The organism is Rhodococcus sp. IEGM 1307 (assembly GCF_030056915.1).
GTDB lineage: Bacteria > Actinomycetota > Actinomycetes > Mycobacteriales > Mycobacteriaceae > Rhodococcus_F > Rhodococcus_F opacus_D.
Genome location: NZ_JASHKW010000015.1, coordinates 145,029 through 165,852, shown reverse-complemented (window position 1 = coordinate 165,852; position 20,824 = coordinate 145,029). Strand labels below are relative to the sequence as shown.

Sequence of the window (20,824 nt, the reverse complement as noted above, 5' to 3'; positions counted from 1 at the left end):
AATTAAGGTTATGAGGCATGCTGTTGTTATGAGCATCACTCGTTCGGAGTCAATCCCACCACCTCAGGGTCTCGTGAAGGCATACGGTCAGTGGATCGACGGCGCGGAGCGGTACACGCCCGGGGGCAAGCGCCTCACCACCAACTCCCGATGGACAGGTGGCGCAGTTGCCGAGATCGCCGCTGGGGGTCGCGCCGACGTCGAGGCGGCTGTCTCTGCCGCATCCGCTGCAGCAACCGGTTGGCGTGAACTCAAGTCGGGGGAGCGCGGCCGGTTGATGGCCGACATCGCTCACGGGATCCGCGCCGAACGGGAGCTCCTTGCCGAACTCGAGGGCGCCGAGGCCGGTAAGCCCGGTCCACAGGCATCGCGCGAAGTCGATTCCGCCGCAGATTATTTCGACTTCTACGCGGGGCTCGCCAACATCCCTTCGGGTGAGGTGATCGACCTCGGACCGGGTCGGCACGGCTACACGACCAACGAGCCGTACGGCGTCATCGGCGTGATCACCCCCTGGAACGCGCCGCTCAATCAAGCGGCCAGAGCGATTGCTCCAGCGATCCTCGCAGGGAACACAGCGGTGGTGAAGCCGTCCGAATTTACTTCCGCGACCACCCTCGAGCTTGCCCGCATCGCCACCGAAGCCGGCCTCCCCAACGGTGTTCTGAACGTCGTGACGGGCACCGGCGCGGCGGTGGGCCAACCACTGATCGAGCACGCAGACGTGCGGAAGGTGGCCTTCACCGGCTCGGTGCAGACCGGCCGTGCCATCGGACGGACAGCGGCGGACCGAGTGCTGCCGCTCACCCTCGAACTGGGTGGAAAGTCCGCGAATATTGTTTTCTCGGACGCGAACCTGCGGGCAGCCGCGGAAGGCGCGGTACGTGCCTTCACCGGCAATGCGGGTCAGATCTGCAGTGCCGGCACTCGCCTTCTCGTGGCCGACGAAATCTACGACGAATTCGTCTCTCTCCTTCTCGATCAGGTGCGCACGGTGAAGCCGGGTGAGTCCTATGGACACATCGTCACGGAGGAACAATTCACCAAGGTGCAGAAGTACTTCGACGTGGCCAAAGCGGACGGCGCGACCCTCGCGGCCGGCGGTGCCGCGACCGGAGACGGCTGGTTGATCGAGCCGACCGTCTACACCGACGTCACCAACCAGATGACGATCGCGCGTGAGGAAGTGTTCGGGCCTGTCCTGACCGTTCTCAGGTTCGGCACCGAGGACGAGGCTGTCGCGATCGCCAACGATTCCGAATTCGGACTCGCGGCGGGCGTGTGGACCGGAGACGTCGCGCGGGCCCACCGTGTCTCTGCCCGTCTCGAGGCCGGGCAGGTCTATGTGAACGACTGGGTCGCCGGCCTCGTCGAGGGACCGTTCGGCGGAGTCAAGAACAGTGGATACGGCAGGGAGAAGGGCATGGAAGCACTACGTCATTACACTCAGACCAAGTTCGTGGTGGTGAAGCTGTGAGCGACCGCTTCCCCATCCTCGAGCCCGAATACCTTGTGCTCCAGGCCCGTGCCCGCGACTTGGCCGATCGTTGCCTTCCACACGCCGATCGCGCGGACGAATCCGACTCCGTCGACGCCGAAGTGCTCGCCCTACTCAAGGACAGCGGCCTCGCGGCCGTGCAGGTCCCAGCCAAGTACGGCGGCGAGTTCGAGTCTCCCGACTCCCTAGCTGTGACGGTCGTCCGGGAACAACTCGCAGCGGCCTCGAGCCACGTCGACTCTCTCTTCGCCATGCAGGGCATCGGCAGCTATGCGATCGCCGTCGGCGGGACCGACGAGATCCGCGAGCAGTGGCTTCCGCGGGTGGCGCGTATGGAGGCGATCGCCGCGCTGGCTCTGACCGAACCCGAAGTCGGATCGGACCTCAAATCGCTGTCCACCACAATCGCCGAAGACGGCCACGACGTGATCATCCGTGGAACAAAGAGTTTCATCACCAACGGGGGCGACGCCGACTACTACTGCGTTCTGGGCAAGGAAGATGTCAACGGCAGGTCCGGGTATTCCCTGGTGCTCGTGCCCGCGAACACTTCCGGTGTCAGAACCAGTCGTCCTTACCAGATCATGGCCCCCCACGTCCTGGGTGACATCGAGTTCGACAATGTCCGTGTTCCCAACACCCATCGCCTCGGTGAGCCCGGTAGGGGATTCGCGCTCGTACTGGCCACCCTGGCCACCTTCCGAGTTTCGGTCGCCGGCGCCGCCCTCGGCACCGCGCAGGCAGCGCTCGACGACGCCCTCGCGCACACCACGACCCGGAAACAATTCGACAGCCCGTTGGCGCGTCTCGGCCCGATTCCTCAGATGCTGGCGATGTCCTGGACCGAGATCGAGATGGCGCGGGCGTTCACGTACCAGGTCGCCCGCGCCGCCGCCTCCGATCCACGCGGCAGCCTGGACCTGTCGTCGATGGCGAAGATCGGCGCGACGGAGGTTACCGGTCGTGTCGTCGACCGCAGCGTGCAGATGATGGGCCGATTCGGTCTGGTCCGCGGATCCCGCATCGAACGCCTCTATCGAGCGGCCCGGCCGATGCGGGTGTACGAGGGCGCGACCGAAGTACTGCTCGACTCGTTGTCCAAGCAGCTTATCAAGGAGCACTCCCGATGATCATTGACGCACACTGTCACGTCTGGCCGGACGAGATCGCCCGCAAAGTGCTCGCCGACCGGCCCGTCGGCCTGGACCCGGTCCACGACGGCACCCTCGACGGGCTACGACGCACGATGGACAACGCCGGCATCGACATGGCAATGACTCTCGCGGTGGCAAATGCCGGTCGAACCGTCTGGCGCACAAACGAGTTCGTGGGGCGAGTCGACCGCTCCCGTTTCTTGCCGTTCGGTACGGTTCACCCCGATCTCTCGGTCGAGGACAACCTCGCCGCTCTCCGTGAGAACGGCATCATGGGCGTCAAGCTCCACCCGCTCTTCCAATCGGTCGCCTTTAGTGACACAAGGACGCGTGAGATCCTCACTGCCCTGGCCGAGAACGACGTCCCGGTGATCGCGCACGTCGGCTCCGGAGGTACCGAAGAGCAGAACGACCGGGGAGCGCCGCGCGATCTCAACGCGATGATGAAGCACATCCCCGGACTCCGGCTGATCGCCGCGCACTATGGCGGTTACCAAGTGCTGGATGAGGCCGAGCAGTGGTCGGTGGGGACCGGGGTGTACCTCGAGACCTCGTGGCCACCGAGCATGGGCACCCTCCCCGTCGAACGGATCAGGCGGATCATTCGAGAGCACGGCGCCGATCGCGTCGTGTACGGCTCGGACTGGCCGATGACCGACCCCGCGACGGAAATCGCGGCCATTCGTGCACTCGGTCTGAGCGCCGACGAGGAACGCGGCGTCCTGGGCGGCAACCTTGCCCGCCTGCTGCGACTGGAATTGCCGGCGAACACCTGACTCCTCGAACGCTGTTTCAGGAGAGGGCTACCCGGCCTGCACACCATTTACGACGCGATGTCGAACGGCGAAACCCGGCTCGACGCCGCCCCACGACTACCAGGAAGCTGACCATGACCTCCATCGACACCGCCGCAGAGGAGCCGGTGCTCGTCTCCGACGACCGCGGCGTGCGCATCATTACGTTGAATCGGCCCGCTGCGCGCAATGCGGTCAACCTCGAGATGGCCACCGCGATCGACGCGGCGCTCACCGAGTTCGACGAGCGCCGCGACCTCACGGTTGCCGTCCTGGCGGCGAACGGGCCGACTTTCTGCGCGGGCATGGACCTGAAAGGGTTTCTGCGCGGGGAGCGGCCGATCACACCGAGGCGAGGATTTGCGGGACTAGTACAGGAGCCCCCACGCAAGCCCCTCATCGCCGCGGTCGACGGTCCCGCGGTCGCGGGTGGCTTCGAAATCGTTCTGGCCTGCGACATGATCATCGCCGCGGAAAGTGCGTTCTTCGCTTTGCCCGAGGTGAAGCGGGGCCTCGTCGCCGCCGGAGGCGGCCTGCTGCGGCTGCCCGGGCGGCTGCCCTATCCATTGGCGATGGAGTTGGCACTCACCGGCAAAAATATGTCGGCACGCGAGGCCGCCGAGCGCGGCCTGGTCAACAGGATCGTCGAGCCCGGCACGGCGGTGGCCGCCGCGCTCGAACTCGCAACGGAGATTGCCGCCTGCGGTCCGCTGGCGGTCGCGGCGACCAAGCAGATCATCCAAGACAGCCCGAGCTGGCCAGCAGCCGAAGCGTTCGCACGGCAATCCGAGCTGACCGCGCCCGTGCGGTCGTCGGCAGACGCCATCGAGGGTGCGCGTGCCTTCACTGAGAAGCGTGTACCGGTGTGGACAGGCGCATGACACGCGGCGGTACGTGCGAATCAGAGAGGACGAAGATATGGATTTGGACCTGACAGGCCGTGGGGTCATTGTGACCGGGGCGAGCAAGGGGCTGGGCCGGGCTGCGGCCCGGACATTGGCGGCCGAGGGCGCGTATGTGCTCGCCGTGGCGAGGACAGAGGCGAGCTTGAACGAGTTGGCGGCGGAGCAATTCGCCGGCAAGATCGAGCCGCAGGTGTGCGATATGCGCGACCGGGAACAAGTGGCCGGTCTCGCGAAGATCGCGGTCGAGCGGCTGGGGCGTCTCGACGCGGTCGTCAACAACGCAGGCATCGCGCCCGCAGCTGACTTTCTCGAGATGGATATGTCGGTCTTCGATGAGGTCATGGAGGTCAACGTGACATCGTTGGCCGTCCTCTCGCAGGCCGCCGCGCGCCATTTCGTCGACTCGGGTTCTGGTGGCCGGATCATCAACGTGGTCTCGACATCGGGAATTCTCGGCAAGGCCACACTCGCCGCGTATTCGGCGTCGAAGGGTGCCGCTATCCAGATGACGAAGGCCCTCGCCGCCGAATGGGCTCGGCACGACATCCAGGTCAACGCCATTGCTCCCGGCGCCTTCGCCACCGAAGCGCAGTCGTATGTCACCGGCAACCCGGACGTTCTGGCGAAGAGAGTGCGTAAGATCCCGGCGCGTCGTATGGCCGAGCCCGACGAGATCGGACCCCTGGTCTGCTATCTCGCGTCGGAGAGTTCGAAGTTCGTGTCCGGCGCCGTCTACGTAATCGACGGCGGCGAGACTGCAAAGCAGTGACGTTCGGCCTCGACGTCTTGCGTCGAGGTAATGGCCGAGTTCCATTAGGGCAAAATAGTTGTTGGCTAACAGACAATAATTCTTGGGAGTGACCATGCGAGATGCGGTAATCGTTGATGCCGTCCGTACACCTATCGGCAAGCGGAAGGGAGCGTTGGCGGACATCCACCCCGCGGTCATCTCCGCAACGGTCCTGCAAGCACTGACCGAGCGCAACAACATCGACCCGAAAATCGTCGACGACGTTGTGTGGGGCTGTGTGAGCCAGGTGTCCGAGCAGGCGAGCAACGTCGGCCGAAACGCGGTGCTCACCGCGGGCTGGCCCGAGACCGTCCCGGCGACATCCGTCAACCGTGCGTGCGGATCAAGCCAGCAGGCCGTCAGCTTCGCGGCTGCTGGAATCATCGCCGGCTTCTACGACTTCGCCGTGGCCGGCGGGGTCGAATCGATGACCCGAGTGCCGATGGGAAGTGCCGCCCAGGACGGTCAGCCGGCGCCCACCACTCTGCTGGAGCGCTACGGTGTCCAGGGCTTCAACCAGGGCATCGGTGCCGAGATGATCGCGGAGCGCTGGGGAATGTCCCGCGCAGCGCTCGACGAGTACTCGCTGCGGTCACACCGGCTGGCGGCCGAGGCAACCGACGCGGGGGCATTCGCCTCACAGCTGGTACCGCTCGGCGGCCTCGACGCGGACGAGGGCATTCGCCGGGGCGGGACACTCGAGAAGCTCGCCACCCTGCCGACCCCCTTCAAGGAGGACGGAGTGATCTCGGCGGGAAACGCCTCACAGATTTCGGACGGCGCCGGCGCCCTGCTCCTGACGTCGTCGGAGGTTGCCGGCAGCAACGGCCTCACACCGATCGCGCGTATTCACACCGCGGTCGTGGCAGGTGACGATCCCGTGATCATGCTGACAGCCCCGATCCGGGCGACGGAACTGGCACTGAAGAAGTCCGGACTGTCGATCGACGAGATCGGTGTGTTCGAAGTCAACGAGGCGTTCGCGTCGGTCCCGCTGGCGTGGCTGGCCGAGACCGGAGCGAAGGAAGATCGGCTCAATCCTCTCGGCGGAGCCATCGCCGTCGGGCACCCGCTCGGAGGATCCGGTGCCATCCTGATGACCCGCCTCATGAATCACATGCGAGACAACGGTATTCGATATGGTCTCCAGACCATGTGTGAGGCCGGCGGCCTGGCCAACGCGACGATCCTCGAGCTGCTCTAGTCAACGAACCCACCCACGTTCGTTGAGCCCCAAAGATTTCGAAGAACAAGGAGAAGAACAATGCAGGTAAACGGATCCGTTTTCGCTATAACGGGCGGAGCGTCCGGCCTCGGGCTCGCCACTGCGAAGCGACTGCTCGACGGCGGCGCAAAGGTGGCACTCATCGACCTCCCCAATTCGGACGGCGAAACGCTGGCAAAGGAACTCGGTGACAACGCTCTTTTCGCAGCTGGAGACGTAACCGACGAGGTCTCGTTCGGCGATGCACTGGATGCAGCCGAGACTCTGGGGCCGCTCCGCGGACTGGTGCACTGCGCCGGCAGTGGTCGCCGGGTCCGAATCCTGGACAAGGAGGGCAACCCTGGGTCCCTCGCCGACTACGAGTTCGTCATCAAGCTCAACCTGATCGGCAGCTTCAACGCGCTCCGTCTGGCGGCCGCACGGATGGCCAAGCACGAGGCGATCGACGGCGAGCGCGGCGCGATCATCATGACGGCGTCCGTCGCGGCCTTCGAAGGCCAGATCGGTCAGATCAACTACTCCGCAGCGAAGGCAGGAGTCGTCGGCATGACGATCACCGGTGCACGCGATCTCGCCAGCAAGAACATTCGCGTGTGCACCATCGCCCCCGGCATCGTGGACACGCCGCTGCTGGGTCGGCTGCGCGAGGACATCCGTGACGGACTGGCGGCCAGCGTTCCCAATCCGTCCCGGCTCGGGTTGCCCGAAGAGTACGCTCACCTGGCTCTGAGCATTCTGGAGAACGGTTACCTCAACGGCGAGACGATCCGCCTCGACGGTGCTCTCCGCATGGCACCGCGCTAGGCATCGCACATGGCTGACTTGGAGTACACCGTCGAAGGCGGCGTGGGGACGATTCTGCTCAATCGCCCCCACGCGAAGAACGCCTTCACACTCGAGATGATCGACGCCTGGGCGGCTGCGCTCCGGTCGGCGCGCACGGATCCGGATGTACGGGTCGTCGTGGTCACCGGCGCCGGGGGAGCATTCTGCTCAGGTATCGACCTGTCGGTGCTCGACGCCGTCGGTGCCGAACCGATGGCCTTAAAGACCATGCTGACCGAAGGAGTCCACCTGGTCGCCCGCGCCGCGGACGATCTGACCAAGCCTCTCATCGCTGCCGTGAACGGTGCCGCGGTGGGAGCCGGGCTGGATATGGCACTCATGTGCGATATTCGTATCCTCGCGGAGTCGGCCCGGCTGTCGGAGGCATACATCCGCGTCGGACTCGTACCAGGCGACGGCGGGTGCTACTACCTGCCGCGCCTGGTCGGCATGTCCAAAGCGCTCGAACTGTTGTGGACCGGCGACTTCGTGGACGCGGCCGAGGCCTTGCGAATCGGTCTGGCAAACGCCGTTCATCCCGACGACGAGTTCACCGACGGTTATCGGCGCTTCGCGGACAGACTCGCCGCACAACCACCGATCAACATCGCGATGATCAAACGAGCCGCCCAGCAATCCGTCCATTCCGATCTGCGGACCGCGCTCGATCTGATTTCCTCCCACCTGGCCGTCGTGCACGGGACGAGGGACTCTGCCGAGGCGCGCGCCGCGTTCGCCGAGCGGCGCACCCCCACGTTCGAAGGCAGATGATTCCGATGAACACAACGGAACCGGTAACACTCGACGCATCCGACGGCGTCACAACCATCACGCTGAACCGGCCCGAACGCAAGAACGCGATCGATACCGAGATGTGGCACACGCTCAGCGAGATGCTGCGGGAAATTCGCAACGACCCGGACACGCGTGTCGTGGTCCTGCAAGGCTCGGGCGACGCCTTCTGTGCGGGCGCAGATGTCGCCAAGAGCAAACATCAGGAGCATCCGATCCCGCGGCTGCGCCGTATCGGCGACGTAGCATCGTCGCTGTTCGAATTGCCAATGCCCGTTATCGCCAAGGTGGACGGGGTGGCAGCCGGTGCCGGGGCCAACATGGCGTTGGCCTGCGATCTCGTCGTCGCATCCAGCAGGGCGCGGTTCAGTCAGATCTTCGTGAAGCGGGGGCTCTCCCTCGACTTCGGTGGATCCTGGCTGCTCCCGCGAATCGTCGGGTTGCAGCAGGCGAAGCGCCTTGCGATGCTCGCCGAGGTGATCGACGTCGACGAGGCATACCGCCTGGGAATGGTGACCTGGGTTCGCCCGCCCGAAGAATTGGACGGCTTCGTCGCCGACCTCGCTGGACAGCTGGCAGCACTGCCTCCGATCGCCATGGCGCAGACCAAGAGCCTGCTCAACGAGGGCGTCGGGATCGACCTACCCGCCGCGATTCGGAACGAGGCCGCTGCACAGGCGGTCAATTTTGCCACCGACGACGCACCTGCCGCGTTTCGGTCGTTCCTCGACAGATCCGACCCACCGAGCTATACGGGCCGATGGTCCGTGCGGTGAGCGACACCCGCCACGCCCTGGAAGGGTACCGATGGAGTTCCTGAACCTTGCCGCCGTAAGAGAGCCCGAGCGGCTCGTCGAGTTGCGGCACCGAGTACGCGCATTTCTAGCCGACGAAACCTCGTCGGGTCGAATCACCCCACACAGCGACCAGTGGCTCGCCGGCTGGGACCCGGGTTTCAGCCGCCGGCTCGCCGAGCAGGGTTGGATCGGGATGGCCTTTCCGGCCAAGTACGGCGGGTCTGCCCAGGGCGCGCTGGCTCGTTTCGTCGTCACCGAGGAACTGCTGGCGGCAGGTGCACCGGTCGCTGCGCACTGGATCGCGGACCGTCAGTCGGGGCAGGCTCTCCTGTCATTCGGGTCCGAGGAGCAACGACAGGCGTTCCTGCCCGTCATCGCGCGGGGCGAGTGCTATTTCGCGATCGGCATGAGCGAGCCGGACACCGGGTCGGATCTTGCCTCGGTGCGGACCCGCGGAGCCCGAGTGGATGGTGGCTGGAAGGTCTCAGGCACGAAGATCTGGACCAGTGGAGCGCATCATGCGCACGCGATGATCGCGTTGATCCGCACCGAGCCGCTCGGCGAGAAGCGCCACGCGGGGCTGACACAGGTCATCGTTGAGCTCCCTGATCCGAGCGTCGAAGTGCGACCGATCAAGCTGCTGACCGGAGAGCATCACTTCAACGAGGTCGTCTTCCACGACACCTTCGTGCCGGATTCGCGCGTCCTGGGCGAGCCGGGGGCGGGGTGGAAGCAAGTAACCAGTGAGCTCGCCTTCGAGCGAAGCGGTCCCGAGCGCATCCTGTCGACGTTCCCACTCCTCGTCGAGGCTCTCCGCGAGTCGAATCGGCAAGGGGAGACGGTGGATCGCGTTCGCTTGGGGGAGCTGATCTCGCGTCTGTGGGCCCTCCGACAGATGTCACTCGCGGTCGCCGGGCGACTCGAGCAAGGGGACGATCCGGCGGTCGCCGCGGCCATGGTCAAAGACCTCGGGACCACCCTCGAGGGGGACCTCATCGACAGTGTGCGGATGATGGTTGGCATCGAGCCGGACCCGGCCGCGTTGAGCCGATTGCCGCGGATGCTCGCGGAGGCGTTGCTGCACAGTCCCGGATTCACTCTGCGCGGCGGTACGAACGAAATTCTGCGCGGGGTCGTAGCGAAAGCGGTGAATGTGTCATGAGTGAGATCATCGAGGCACTGACGGAGGCGGTCGAGGACGCGTGTGTCCGGCATCCGTCGTCGGCGGATACGAACTGGAACGCCGCACTGTGGTCGGCACTCGATCAGATCGGCATCACCCTGTTGTCGATCGACGAGGAGGAGGGCGGCTCGGGGGGTGACGTCTCCGCTGCCGCCGCTGTCCTGGAGGTCCTCGGAGAGTATTGCGCCGAGGTCCCCTTCGTGGAGACCGCGCTGCAGGGGGCATGGCTTCTCGCCTCCTGTCGTGCCGAGATCCCGGCCGGCCCGATGACTGCTGCGGTCGCAGGATCCGGCGTAACTCTGGCGGAGGAATCCGGCGCGTGGACGATCGACGGCGAGCTGACCCGAGTTCCGTGGGCTCGGATCGCAGAACACCTGGTGGTCTTGGCGGGGCGACACGTAGTGCTCCTCGGCCGCAACGACTTCGAGATCGAGGCCGGCACCAACGTGGCGGGGGAGCCGCGCGACCGGGTGACGATGCGCCGTGTGTCACTCCCGGCGAGCAGCGTCCATTCCGTTCCTGAAGACTCCGATGTGACCGAGGAGCTCTTCGTCGCACGTGGCGCCGTGGGTCGTATGGCGATGTCCTCAGGAGCGTCCCGCAGGGCACTTCGGATGTCGCTGGCGTACGCCTCGGAGCGAACACAGTTCGGGCGGCCCCTGGGTGCCTTCCAATCCGTGCAACACCAGATTGCGAGGATGGCCGGCGAGGTCATGCTCTGCAAGACGGTCTCCAAATTCTCGGCGATGGCGCTGGACGAGAAGGAGCCATCGTGGCAGTTCGAGGTCGCCGCGGCGCAGGTTTCCACGGGAGAAGCCGCGGGCACCGTTGCGAAAATCGCACACCAGGTTCATGGAGCGATCGGGTTCACCGAGGAGCACGATCTCCGGTTGTGCACCACCCGGATCTGGAGTTGGCGAGACGAATTCGGGGGCGCACGCCGGCGAGCCGAAGAAGTGGGAGCCCGCGCGCTGGACGCCGGCGCAGCCGGTCTCTGGCCATTGCTCGCTGGAAAATAATGATCGCTGTGCGCGTCGGGTGAACCCGTCGTGACGAAACAGAACCTCCGCTCCGATCCCGGAGCGGAGGTTCTGTATTCGGGCAGGGAACGCTCAGGTGGCGTTCGCCTGGCTCCAATCCTCGAGCACGGTCGCCGCATCGATGGCGTGGGTCGGCATGGGCCGGGGAGCACCCGGTTCGGTTCGTGAGAATCGGGGGGCGGCGACGGGCTGAACGATGCCGTTCAATTCCTGCACGATGCCGCGCTGAACCATGTGATCGTGACGAGCGGCCTCGTCGAAGGAAAGCACGGGTGTCACACATGCATCGATCGAAGCGAAGGCGTCGATCCAGTGCTGGCGTGGCCGGGCGCCGAAGGCCGTGGTGAGTCGCTCGCGTATCGCAGGCCACCCGGATCGGTCGTGCTGGTCCGGAAGGTCCTCTCCCTCCAAGCCAACGGTTTCCAGCAGCCGCTGGTAGAACTGAGGTTCCACCGCCCCCACCGCCATGTAGCCGCCGTCGGCGCATTCGTAGGTGTCGTAGAAGGGTGCCCCGCCGTCCAAGAAGTTGGTGCCGCGTTCGGCGTTCCATGCGCCACCGCCGTACATCGACCACAGCATGTGCGCGAGGCTGCTGGCCCCGTCGATCATGGCGGCGTCGATGACTTGGCCCGACCCGGATCTCTCGCGCTCCCACAACGCCGCCAGAACACCGACCAAAAGAAACATGGAGCCGCCACCGTAGTCGCCGATGAGGTTGAGCGGCGGCACCGGTCGTTCGCCGGTGCGGCCGACGCTGTTGAGGATGCCGGCGATCGAGAGATAATTGATGTCGTGCCCGGCCGCCTGCGCCAGCGGCCCGCTCTGCCCCCACCCGGTCATCCGGCCGTATACGAGGCGGGGGTTCACCTCGAGGCAGGCGTCGGGTCCGAGACCGAGACGTTCGGCTACACCGGGGCGATATCCCTCGATCAGTATGTCCGAGTGCTGCACCAACTCGAGGACGGTCGCGCGATCGGTAGCCGATTTGAGGTCGGCGGTAACGATCCGCCGACCGCGCAACTGCTCGTTGCGACCGTTTGTGCCCAGCCCGAACGGCGCGTCGGGACGCTCCACCCGGACCACGTCGGCACCCAGATCGGCAAGGATCATTCCAGCGTGCGGGCCTGGGCCGATGCTGGCCAGCTCGACCACTCGGATTCCTACCAGCGGTCCTGTCATGGGATGCCTCATTCCGCCCGCAGACGAAAACACGTCGCAGGTCGTTCGTATGCGTATTGAGTCCGATGTGTGCAAATGCGATGCGATCAGATAGTCAGGCCGGGCGGCGCTCCGGTCCGCCGCCGGCCGGCTCTGCGGCGAGATTGCTCATCACCTGATCGATGAAGGTGGTGAGCACGGCACCGGAATCGATTCCAGCTGTCTCCAGCTTCCACAGGTAGCCCACCCCGCGCAGTTGCGCGACGATCATCGCGGCCTGTTCATCGGGGTCGATGCCTTTGCGGATGGAACCGTCGTGCAACCCGTTCTTGATGTAGGCGGCGATCCGAGACCGCTGGTTTCGATGAAAGTCGATGAATCGCTCGCGCAATTCGGGGACCGGCCCCACCGCCTCGAAGATCAGGGCATAAAGAGTGGCCAGCGACCGCGGACTCTTCTGGTAGGCGTTCTTGATCTCGGTCAGCATGACCCGCAACGTGTCCAGACCCGTGAGGTCGTGCACCTCCGGCTCGACAGTCTCTACATCCCAGCGCACTACGATCTCTTCGACCAACGCCTCGAGGAGCTTGGCCTTCGATCCGAAGCGAGCGGTCGCGAGGCTACGGCTGTAACCCGCCCGCTCGCCGACGGTAGCCAATGTCATCGACTGGTAGCCGCCGTCGGCGACAAGCTCTCCCGCGGCGCGGAGGAGGAGGCGGGTGGAGCGTTCCGAGCGGACCTGGTGGCCGTTGAGCGTCTGCTGGGCTCTCATAGCTAAAGATACTAGTTCAGCAACCAATTTTGTTCTACCCCCGTGAAACGCGGTGACGTCTTCTGCTCGGTAGCCGTGCAATAGCGCTCTGCGCTATCGAAAAGGTGTGGGCGGCAACAACCGATCGGAAACAAGACGCTGCATGATTTCGGAGGTACCTTCGAAGATCTTGGTGAGGCGAGCGTCCCGCCAGTAGCGTTCGATCGGGAAGTCCGTCGTGTAGCCGGCACCGCCGTGAATCTGCAGGGCCTCGGAGGTCACGCGTTCGGACATCTCGGCGGCGGCGTACTTCAGCATCGCGGCCCGCGCATCGGACGCCTCGCCGGCGTCGACATCGGCTGCCACCTCATACATCAGTGCGCGACAGAGCTCAATCTCTGTGGCCATGGTGGCGATCTTGAAACGGGTCGCCTGGAAATCGCCGATGGCGTGACCGAACTGTTCGCGTTCCTGCACGTACTTGATCGAGTCCTCGAGGGCACCGCGCGCGAGGCCGATGGAGCGTGCGGCGGTATGGATCCGCGGTGTCAACATTCCCGCAGCTACCCTCGCAAAGCCTTGGTCGGGCTTGCTCGGGTCCTGCTCGTACCCGAGCAGGGCATCCTCCGGAACGAAACAGTCGTCGAACGAGAGCTCGAACGTCTGCCACCCGTGATAGCCGATCTTCCGCACCGGTGTTCCCGTGCATCCGGCAGGGAATTCGCCGCGATTCTTGTACGTGATGAAACGGCGAATTCCCTTGTGCCGATGAGCAGCGTCGTACGGTTCCGTCCGTGCCACGACGACAATACCGTCGGACTGGTCGGCGAACGTGCACCACATCTTCTGTCCGTTGATCAACCACCCGCCGTCGACCTTGTCCGCACGGGTACGGATGGAGGCGATATCGGATCCCGCGCCGGGCTCACTCATCGCGAACGCGCCGAGCCACTCACCGCGGGCGGCTCGGGGCAGAACTTCGGCGCGCTGGGAAGGGTCGAGTATCGCGGCGATACCGGAGCGGGTGATGATGCTTGCAACGCTCATCCACGCACGGGCCAGCTCCTCGGTGATCAGCGCGTATTCGAATACACCGAGACCGAGGCCACCGTTCTCTTCCGGAATCAAGATTCCGAAAAAACCGAGATCGCCCATCTTTGCGCGTAGAGAGTCGGGGATCAGGCCGTGCACGGGATCCAGCTCGTTTGCGATCGGGAGGACCTCCTGCATGGCGAAATCGCGAGCCATTTTCTGGATGGCCTGGCGCTCGTCGGTGTGATACGCACGCGGAATGCTGGGTCGTGGATCGACAAGTGAACGGCTCATGAGATGCCCCGTTTCTTAGTTAGTTGACAAGCAATTTAGTGTACGTTAGTAGCTACCGATGCCGGCAGCAAGAGCCGCCGCCGCAACGGGCGACCGGAATGGTGCCGCGCGATGACGCGCGAGACAAGGACCAACACATGACGAAACGCACGGAGTTCTGGACCAATTTCACCTCGAGGGATCCACGCGAGGCCGCGACCGAAGCCGCACGACTCGAGGCCGATGGCTGGGACGGCGCGGTCATGGTCGATTCGCAGGCAATGTACCCCGAGGTGTGGACCTACCTTGCCACCTGCGCGCAGGCAACCAGTCGAATCACGTTGGCGACGGGTGTCACCAACCCGATCACGCGTCACCCTTCGGTGACTGCTGCGGCCGCGGCGTCTCTGCAGGTCATCTCGAACGGGCGTGCCGTACTGGGTATCGGTAGGGGAGACTCCGCGCTGGCCTACGTCGGTGCTTCACCCATGCCGATCGCACGCTTCGAGCATTATTTGGAGGTGTTGCAAACCTATCTGCGCGGCGAGATGGTGTCGATGGAGGACGCCGGTTCGATGCTCGTCGACGCCAGAATCGGCTTTCGTGATCTGGCCATCGAATCGGGTCCGGCGGGAAGCAGCCTGAAGTGGTTGGCCGACTACGACGTCCCCAAGGTTCCGATCGAATCGTTCTCGACCGGCCCCAAAGCGATCGCTTCATCCGCCCGAGTCGCGGAGACCGTCGTCCTCGGGCTGGCAGCGGACATCAACCGCGTCACCTGGGGTGTCGATCTCGCGAGAACTGCGGCTGCCGACACCGGAAAGGAAGTCGGAGTGGGATGCGTCGTGATTGCGATGCCACAGGAGGACATCCGAATTGCGCGTGAAATCGTCAAGCCCACGGTGGCGACCATGGCCCGGTTCTCGGTGATGAACAACAAGGTAATCGGTCCGGCAACTGACGCTCAGGCGCAGATCATGCTGAAGATCGCCGAGGTGTACGACATGAACCGGCACGGCGAGCAGGCACCCCAGGCCCGGGTGGTTACCGACGAATTCGTCGACCAATTCGCCATCGTCGGTAGCGTCGACACCTGCGTCGACCGGCTCGGCGAATTCATGGACCTGGGCCTGGCCCGCATGACTCTGGTGATGCCCTACACGCGGACTCCCGAAGTGGCGCATTCGTACAAGCTGTTGGTGAACGAGGTTCTGCCGCGCCTGCGCGCCTCCTGACGAGGAGAGACTCCCCGATCCCGATGGCTTGCAAACTCGCAGACCATCAGGAACGGGGAGTCCCGCTGCCTACGCGCGTCCGTCTTCAGAGCGGAATTACCACTGTGCTTCGTAAATCGGATCGTCCGGATACAGACCACCGAACCGCGAGGTAGCCGGGATGCCACCGAACACATCCCCGAAGTCGGCGATCTCGTCGAAAACCTGCGCATAGTCGAAGACTACGGTGCGGCGCAGGACTTTCCACTCACCGTCCCGCTGTTCGCAGAAATCCCGATACCGGCCACCCATCATCTCGATACGATTCGCGGCCGGAAGCACCATCACGTACACCACCGCAGTCTCCCGCCGGGCAGTGCTGCCGTTCACGTCGATCAGCGTGTTGGTGATGTAGTGATGGGAGCGGTGTTCGCTGCTCTTTTGACCACGGTAGGCCCATTCGCAGAACTCGTGAGCCGATCCGTCGAAGGCACCGTGGTTGTCCGTCGCTTCCGGCCAGAAGGTCGACTTCATCGTCTCGACGTCCTTTCGGTCCATGGCGCGGCAGTAGAGAGCCATGTTCTCGTACAGCTTCTGTTTATCGAGAAGATCGATGATTTCCTCGCTGGAGACCTGCCGAGCCGGGCTGGGCTCCGTGCTGATTGTGTTGTCCATCGTGCGGCCTTTCGTCGGATTCACTTCTTCGATCGGGTTGAAGGGGAGCCAGATTGGCGCCGAGAATGCCGGTCGCTGCCAGGGCGGCGATGACCACTCCACAGATGCGCCGCTCGATGCAGCGACAGGTTGGTGAGAAGGCTCTCGGCGAAGATGAGCAGACCACCTCGGTCTTTGTATGTCAACCAACTAACTTTGCTGGCCTCGCCGCGGCTAGCGGAAGCAAGAAGCGCGACGGGAAATTCTCTAGCCGCACGGATTTGCGCGTAGGGCCCCATTCGCCGACGAACCGTCCGGCGCGGGATCTGATCCCGTCGGGGACGGTGACGGCATGGTCGACGACCGTCTCTGCAGAAAAAAATTGTGAGTTGACAAGCAAGTTAAAAAGGCAGATCGTATGTGTGACGGACAACACCATGGACACGCCGATGACGGGCGCAGCGGATCACCGCCGCCCATTCGGTGTCGATCCCCGTGTCTTCGCCTTCCGCCCACCGCCATCCACGGAGGACCACACGTGTCTCAGCGCCCCGAGCTCGACGTTCAACGAATAATCGACGACGCACCGTTCTCAACTCTCCAACGCACGTCGATAGCCATGGTGATGCTCATCTCCATGTTCATCGGGTTCGACGCACTAGTCATGGCGATCACAGCACCGTCGATCGCCGCAGACTGGGGAACCAGCACGGCCGGTCTCACGCCGGCGATCGTCGCGTCCCTGGTCGGCATGATCATCGGTAGTGCGCTGCTCGCTCCGCGAGCCGACCGGTATGGCAGGCGTCCCGTGTTGATCTGGGGAGTCGTCCTGTTCGGCATCATGACGCTTGCCGTGGTCGCCGTGAACGACCTCGAGCAGATGTTCGTATTGCGTTTCATTGCTGGTATCGGACTCGGTGCCGTGCTGCCCAGCACCTTCGCGTATGGCGCGGAGTTCGCGCCGAAACGTCGGCGCGCCACCGTCGTCACCATCGTCGGTGCCACGAGTGCCGGCGGTGGCTTCCTCGGCAGCCTCCTGGCCACCGCGATCGAACCGGCGTTCGGCTGGCGATCGGTGTTCGTTCTCGGCGGAGCGCTCCCGCTCGTCCTCGTGCCGGCGTTCCTACGCTGGCTTCCGGAGACGATTCAATTCCTGACGCTCGCCGGCAAGGCAGACCGGGCGCGGACGATGTTGCGGTCCATCGATCCTCGGGCGGTCAGCTCCGTAGACGGGGGACTCTTCATGAGTGATCACCGCGACGGCGGCAAGCCGTCGGTGAAACTCCTCTTCGCCAAGCAGCTCGCCCCGGTGACCGTTCTGCTCAGTATCGTCTTCTTCAGTGCAGTGTTGCTGATCCTATTCTTGATGTCCTGGATTCCGTCGGTGCTCACCGATGCCGGCATGTCGACCGGCCACGCCGTGGCAGCCTCGGCAGTCTGCAACCTGGGTGCGATGTTCGGCGGTATCACCATCGGCATGGCCGCAGATCGCAGCGAGCGCCCGTGGCGCATGTTGAGCGTCTGCTTCGCCACCGCCGCTGTCGCGATCGTGGTTACCGCGTTATCGCTCGGATCCGTTGTCGCTTTGATGATTTCCGTGTTCGTGGTGGGGGCGTTCGCCATCGGGACCCAGATCTGCGTCAACGCCGTAGCCGCGGCCTTCTACCCGAGCTGGCTGCGGGCGACCGGTATGGGTGTCCTGTCGGGATTCGACCGGGTCGGCTCCGTCGCAGGTCCCGCAATCGGCGGGGCGCTTCTCGCGGCTCACGTTCCGGCGAAGTCTATCTTCCTGTTGGCCGTCATTCCGGCGATCATCGCCTCCGTTGCCATCGGTTCGGTTGGCCTATACACCTCGCGGCGCCGCAGGCGAGAGGTCGCCGAGGTGCAGGCACCGCAACTCTCGGGCATCACCAACGGACCCACAGGGTAGCCGCTCCGCTCTCCGGCGTTCCGTCGATCTTCATTGAGCACAGAGTTGCAGACGCGCTGTTCCACTACCACCCCACCGGAGGAACCCGTGCAATCCTCACCATTGAACGTCCAACGCGTCATCGACGACGCACCGCTATCAGCACTTCAACGCAAGGCTGTCGGGGCAATCATGCTTGTGTCGCTGTTCGATGGGTTCGACGCCCTGCTCATGGCGATCACCTCCCCGTCGATCGCGCGGGAGTGGGGGGTCTCGACCGCGAGCCTCACTCCCGCAATTGTCGCGTCGCTGCTCGGCATGATCGTCGGTGGCGTCCTGCTGGCACCGCGCGCTGACCGTTACGGTCGGCGCCCCGTGCTGATCGGGGGAGTCGCACTCTTCGGCGCAATGACACTGTGTGTCGTCGTCGCGAAGAACCTCGAGCAGATGATTGCTCTGCGTTTCCTTGCCGGAATCGGACTCGGCGCAGTCCTCCCGAACACCTATGCGTACGCAGCGGAATTCGCCCCCACCCGGAAGCGCGCCACCTTCATCACAATCGCCGGTGCGAGCAGCGCCGGCGGCGGATTCCTGGGTGGGCTGTTGGCCAGCGCCATCATCCCCAACTCAGGGTGGCGATCGGTGTTCGTCATCGGTGGTCTGTTGCCGATCCTCCTGGTGCCCGCGCTGCTGCGATGGCTGCCTGAGACCGCACAGTTCCTGACGCTCTCCGGTCAGATGGACCGGGCGCGGAAAATGCTGCGGGAGATCGACCCCCGGGCCGTCAGCTCTTCGGACGTCCAACTGATCATGCTGGATGACCGTCAAGGGAGAAAGCCGTCGGTGAAGCGCCTCTTCTCCCGGCAATTGACGCCGGTAACATTGCTGTTGGGCGTGGTCTTCTTCAACGCAATCCTACTGATTCTGTTTCTGATGTCGTGGATACCGTCGGTGCTGACCGAGGCCGGTCTCCCGGAGGGCCGTGCGGTCGCCGCCTCCGCGGTATGTAATCTCGGCGCCATGCTGGGCGGTATCGGCATTGGTATGACTGCCGACCGCAGTGGGAATCCTCGCCGCTTGCTGAGTATCTGCTTTACGATCGCTGCCGTCGCAACAGTCGTGACCGCGCTCTCGATCAGTTCTACGGCCCTGTTAATGGGTTCCGTCTTCGTGGTCGGCGCATTCGCCATCGGAACGCAAATGGCCGTGAACTCCGTCGTGGCGACAATCTACCCGAGCTGGTTGCGGGCCACAGCCATGGGCGTGCTGTCGGGTGTTGGTAGAGTGGGCTCGGTTATCGGACCCGCCATCGGAGGGGTACTTCTGGCCGCGCATGTGCCGGCAAGGACGATTTTCCTGCTGGCCGTCGTCCCGGCAATCATTGCCTCGGTCGCCCTGGCCGCGGTCGGCCTGTTCGCAGCCGCCCGGCGGAACCCGTCGTCGGACGGCGAGCGCCCGACCCCGGAGCTGTCGGGCGCAGAGGGAGTATGAATGCCGTGTTCAGAGGCAGCCCACTGAGGGCACGTTTACCGAACGGCATCACGTTGCGCCGTCGTCATCGACGAAATCGATGAATATCCGTCGTGCTTCTCCGTCGATCCTCGCGAGACCTGCCGCTTCAATCGCGAGGCTCGATGCGTCGGACACGATATACCCGCAGAGTTCGACAAGAAAGGATTCGCTGTGAGAGCTGCAGTAATCAGGAAGACCGGCCAAGCGTTCACGGTTTCGGACGTGAGCGTTGCCGAGCCGATAGGACATGAAGTACTGGTCGAAGTGCGTGCGTCCGGGCTCTGCCACAGCGACATCTCCGTTGCGCAAACGGGGATGGGCGGTGACTGGCCGATGGTTCTGGGGCACGAGATCGCCGGTGTCGTCGTGGCAGTCGGGCCGTCCGCCTCGCGAATCAAAGTCGGCGATCACGTCGTCGCAGCCGCCCTTCGTCCGTGCGGTCAGTGCCGCGCGTGCCTTAAGGGCGCCGTGTGGGCGTGCTCGCAGCCCGACGCGCTGGACAGGGGCCCAGACGAGAAGCCCCGTCTCGAGGACGAGCACGGCGCCATCGGCCAGATGACAGGTTTGGGCGGCTTCGCCGAAAAGGTTCTTGTGCACGAAAATCAGTTGGTGAGTATCGATCCGGCGATGCCTTTCGAGCAGGCCTCGATAATCGGATGCGCCGTGGCAACCGGTGGCGGCGTCGTTCTGAACGTCGCCAAAGTGCAGCCCGGTGAGTCGATCGCGGTCTTTGGTTGTGGCGGCGTTGGTCTCAACGCCATTCAGGTGGCAGCGCTGGCGGGAGCTACACGGATCATCGGTGTCGACATTCAGACCGACAAACTCGAGCTTGCGCAGAAGTTCGGTGCCACGGATGTCATCGATTCGACGAAGGTCGACGCAGTCGAGGCCATTCAGAAGCTGACCGAATCCGAAGGCGTCGATCATGCCTTCGTCATGGTGGGTGTCCCGCAGGTTACCCAAACTGCCCTCCAGATCCTCGGCCAGTCCGGCACGGTCTACCTCGTCGGCGGAATGTCTCCGGGTGCCGAGGTGCATCTGCACCCGTCTCCTGGAGACAGCTTGTTGCTTCCTTTCCAGCAAGGCATCAGAGGCACTTGGCTCGGTTCGTCGAACTTCTATCACGACATTCCGATGTACGTGGATCTTTACCTGCAGGGGCGGCTCAACCTCGATGACCTTGTCTCACAGACAATCTCCATCGACGACATCGACAAGGCCTACGAGGAACTGGAGCGCGGCGGAATCGCGCGCAGTGTGATCACATTCCCGGCTCAGTCTTGATCTGAGTCCGCATGTAGCGAGGAAAATGCCGTCG

Annotated in this window: 19 protein-coding genes; 15 read left to right on the top strand and 4 right to left on the bottom strand. The window is 64.2% G+C overall.

What is annotated here, in order from left to right:
• The first annotated feature begins 28 nt into the window (after window positions 1–28).
• The 11 genes from QM841_RS27150 (at window position 29) to QM841_RS27100 (ending at window position 10,982) form a co-directional block, all read left to right on the top strand.
• Complete coding sequence (locus QM841_RS27150) at window positions 29–1,477, top strand: aldehyde dehydrogenase family protein (RefSeq protein WP_283334471.1); 1,449 nt, start codon at window positions 29–31, stop codon at window positions 1,475–1,477.
• The gene (locus QM841_RS27145) at window positions 1,474–2,628 is read left to right on the top strand and encodes an acyl-CoA dehydrogenase family protein (protein ID WP_283334470.1); all 1,155 of its coding nucleotides are present in this window, start codon (window positions 1,474–1,476) and stop codon (window positions 2,626–2,628) included. The genes QM841_RS27150 and QM841_RS27145 overlap by 4 nt, the downstream gene beginning before the upstream one ends.
• Window positions 2,625–3,428, top strand: coding sequence for an amidohydrolase family protein (locus QM841_RS27140; protein WP_283334469.1), 804 nt, complete (start codon window positions 2,625–2,627; stop codon window positions 3,426–3,428). Before QM841_RS27145 ends, QM841_RS27140 begins: the two co-directional genes overlap by 4 nt.
• 113 nt (window positions 3,429–3,541) lie before the next feature.
• Window positions 3,542–4,327 carry a crotonase/enoyl-CoA hydratase family protein gene (locus tag QM841_RS27135; protein WP_283334468.1) on the top strand — a complete coding sequence of 262 codons (786 nt, stop codon included), beginning with the start codon at window positions 3,542–3,544 and terminating at the stop codon, window positions 4,325–4,327.
• Window positions 4,328–4,364: 37 nt separating this feature from the next.
• A complete protein-coding gene (locus QM841_RS27130) occupies window positions 4,365–5,120 on the top strand; it encodes an SDR family NAD(P)-dependent oxidoreductase (protein WP_283334467.1) in 756 nt (251 codons plus the stop codon).
• A 94-nt stretch (window positions 5,121–5,214) separates the two neighbouring features.
• Complete coding sequence (locus tag QM841_RS27125; RefSeq protein WP_283334466.1) at window positions 5,215–6,345, top strand: thiolase family protein; 1,131 nt, start codon at window positions 5,215–5,217, stop codon at window positions 6,343–6,345.
• A gap of 60 nt (window positions 6,346–6,405) precedes the next feature.
• The gene (locus QM841_RS27120) at window positions 6,406–7,170 is read left to right on the top strand and encodes an SDR family NAD(P)-dependent oxidoreductase (protein WP_283334465.1); all 765 of its coding nucleotides are present in this window, start codon (window positions 6,406–6,408) and stop codon (window positions 7,168–7,170) included.
• A gap of 9 nt (window positions 7,171–7,179) precedes the next feature.
• Window positions 7,180–7,962 carry an enoyl-CoA hydratase/isomerase family protein gene (locus QM841_RS27115; protein ID WP_283334464.1) on the top strand — a complete coding sequence of 261 codons (783 nt, stop codon included), beginning with the start codon at window positions 7,180–7,182 and terminating at the stop codon, window positions 7,960–7,962.
• A 5-nt stretch (window positions 7,963–7,967) separates the two neighbouring features.
• Window positions 7,968–8,759: an enoyl-CoA hydratase/isomerase family protein gene (locus tag QM841_RS27110; protein ID WP_283334463.1), complete on the top strand. Its 792-nt coding sequence runs from the start codon at window positions 7,968–7,970 to the stop codon at window positions 8,757–8,759.
• A 31-nt stretch (window positions 8,760–8,790) separates the two neighbouring features.
• The gene (locus QM841_RS27105; protein WP_283334462.1) at window positions 8,791–9,942 is read left to right on the top strand and encodes an acyl-CoA dehydrogenase family protein; all 1,152 of its coding nucleotides are present in this window, start codon (window positions 8,791–8,793) and stop codon (window positions 9,940–9,942) included.
• The gene (locus QM841_RS27100; RefSeq protein WP_283334461.1) at window positions 9,939–10,982 is read left to right on the top strand and encodes an acyl-CoA dehydrogenase family protein; all 1,044 of its coding nucleotides are present in this window, start codon (window positions 9,939–9,941) and stop codon (window positions 10,980–10,982) included. The genes QM841_RS27105 and QM841_RS27100 overlap by 4 nt, the downstream gene beginning before the upstream one ends.
• A 93-nt stretch (window positions 10,983–11,075) precedes the next feature.
• On the opposite strand, the gene QM841_RS27095 is transcribed toward QM841_RS27100, so the two are convergent.
• From QM841_RS27095 to QM841_RS27085, 3 genes are all read right to left on the bottom strand, one after another.
• Entirely contained in the window at window positions 11,076–12,182 is a 1,107-nt protein-coding gene (locus QM841_RS27095) for a CaiB/BaiF CoA transferase family protein (protein ID WP_283334460.1), read from the bottom strand.
• Window positions 12,183–12,276: 94 nt separating this feature from the next.
• Window positions 12,277–12,933 (bottom strand): TetR/AcrR family transcriptional regulator, encoded by a 657-nt coding sequence (locus QM841_RS27090; RefSeq protein ID WP_283334459.1) that lies wholly within the window; start codon window positions 12,931–12,933, stop codon window positions 12,277–12,279.
• Window positions 12,934–13,026: 93 nt separating this feature from the next.
• The gene (locus tag QM841_RS27085; protein WP_283334458.1) at window positions 13,027–14,238 is read right to left on the bottom strand and encodes an acyl-CoA dehydrogenase family protein; all 1,212 of its coding nucleotides are present in this window, start codon (window positions 14,236–14,238) and stop codon (window positions 13,027–13,029) included.
• Window positions 14,239–14,375: 137 nt separating this feature from the next.
• Between QM841_RS27085 and QM841_RS27080 the strand changes: the two genes are divergently transcribed.
• On the top strand, window positions 14,376–15,452 hold the full coding sequence (locus QM841_RS27080) for an LLM class flavin-dependent oxidoreductase (RefSeq protein ID WP_283334457.1): 1,077 nt from the start codon (window positions 14,376–14,378) through the stop codon (window positions 15,450–15,452).
• A 96-nt stretch (window positions 15,453–15,548) separates the two neighbouring features.
• On the opposite strand, the gene QM841_RS27075 is transcribed toward QM841_RS27080, so the two are convergent.
• Window positions 15,549–16,208: a nuclear transport factor 2 family protein gene (locus tag QM841_RS27075; RefSeq protein ID WP_283334456.1), complete on the bottom strand. Its 660-nt coding sequence runs from the start codon at window positions 16,206–16,208 to the stop codon at window positions 15,549–15,551.
• Window positions 16,209–16,623: 415 nt separating this feature from the next.
• Between QM841_RS27075 and QM841_RS27070 the strand changes: the two genes are divergently transcribed.
• The 3 genes from QM841_RS27070 (at window position 16,624) to QM841_RS27060 (ending at window position 20,790) form a co-directional block, all read left to right on the top strand.
• The gene (locus QM841_RS27070) at window positions 16,624–18,015 is read left to right on the top strand and encodes an MFS transporter (protein WP_283334455.1); all 1,392 of its coding nucleotides are present in this window, start codon (window positions 16,624–16,626) and stop codon (window positions 18,013–18,015) included.
• Window positions 18,016–18,102: 87 nt separating this feature from the next.
• A complete protein-coding gene (locus QM841_RS27065; RefSeq protein ID WP_283334454.1) occupies window positions 18,103–19,485 on the top strand; it encodes an MFS transporter in 1,383 nt (460 codons plus the stop codon).
• A gap of 243 nt (window positions 19,486–19,728) precedes the next feature.
• On the top strand, window positions 19,729–20,790 hold the full coding sequence (locus tag QM841_RS27060) for a zinc-binding dehydrogenase (protein ID WP_283334453.1): 1,062 nt from the start codon (window positions 19,729–19,731) through the stop codon (window positions 20,788–20,790).
• The last annotated feature ends 34 nt before the right edge of the window (window positions 20,791–20,824 follow it).

Bases quoted from the DNA above. Each gene is read 5' to 3' on its own strand.
- QM841_RS27090 (WP_283334459.1), bottom strand. From the start codon at position 12,933: ATGAGAGCCCAGCAGACGCTCAACGGCCACCAGGTCCGCTCGGAACGC.
- QM841_RS27115 (WP_283334464.1), top strand. From the start codon at position 7,180: ATGGCTGACTTGGAGTACACCGTCGAAGGCGGCGTGGGGACGATTCTG.
- QM841_RS27085 (WP_283334458.1), bottom strand. From the start codon at position 14,238: ATGAGCCGTTCACTTGTCGATCCACGACCCAGCATTCCGCGTGCGTAT.
- QM841_RS27100 (WP_283334461.1), top strand. From the start codon at position 9,939: ATGAGTGAGATCATCGAGGCACTGACGGAGGCGGTCGAGGACGCGTGT.
- QM841_RS27140 (WP_283334469.1), top strand. From the start codon at position 2,625: ATGATCATTGACGCACACTGTCACGTCTGGCCGGACGAGATCGCCCGC.
- QM841_RS27110 (WP_283334463.1), top strand. From the start codon at position 7,968: ATGAACACAACGGAACCGGTAACACTCGACGCATCCGACGGCGTCACA.
- QM841_RS27135 (WP_283334468.1), top strand. From the start codon at position 3,542: ATGACCTCCATCGACACCGCCGCAGAGGAGCCGGTGCTCGTCTCCGAC.
- QM841_RS27125 (WP_283334466.1), top strand. From the start codon at position 5,215: ATGCGAGATGCGGTAATCGTTGATGCCGTCCGTACACCTATCGGCAAG.
- QM841_RS27150 (WP_283334471.1), top strand. From the start codon at position 29: ATGAGCATCACTCGTTCGGAGTCAATCCCACCACCTCAGGGTCTCGTG.
- QM841_RS27080 (WP_283334457.1), top strand. From the start codon at position 14,376: ATGACGAAACGCACGGAGTTCTGGACCAATTTCACCTCGAGGGATCCA.
- QM841_RS27120 (WP_283334465.1), top strand. From the start codon at position 6,406: ATGCAGGTAAACGGATCCGTTTTCGCTATAACGGGCGGAGCGTCCGGC.
- QM841_RS27130 (WP_283334467.1), top strand. From the start codon at position 4,365: ATGGATTTGGACCTGACAGGCCGTGGGGTCATTGTGACCGGGGCGAGC.
- QM841_RS27105 (WP_283334462.1), top strand. From the start codon at position 8,791: ATGGAGTTCCTGAACCTTGCCGCCGTAAGAGAGCCCGAGCGGCTCGTC.
- QM841_RS27095 (WP_283334460.1), bottom strand. From the start codon at position 12,182: ATGACAGGACCGCTGGTAGGAATCCGAGTGGTCGAGCTGGCCAGCATC.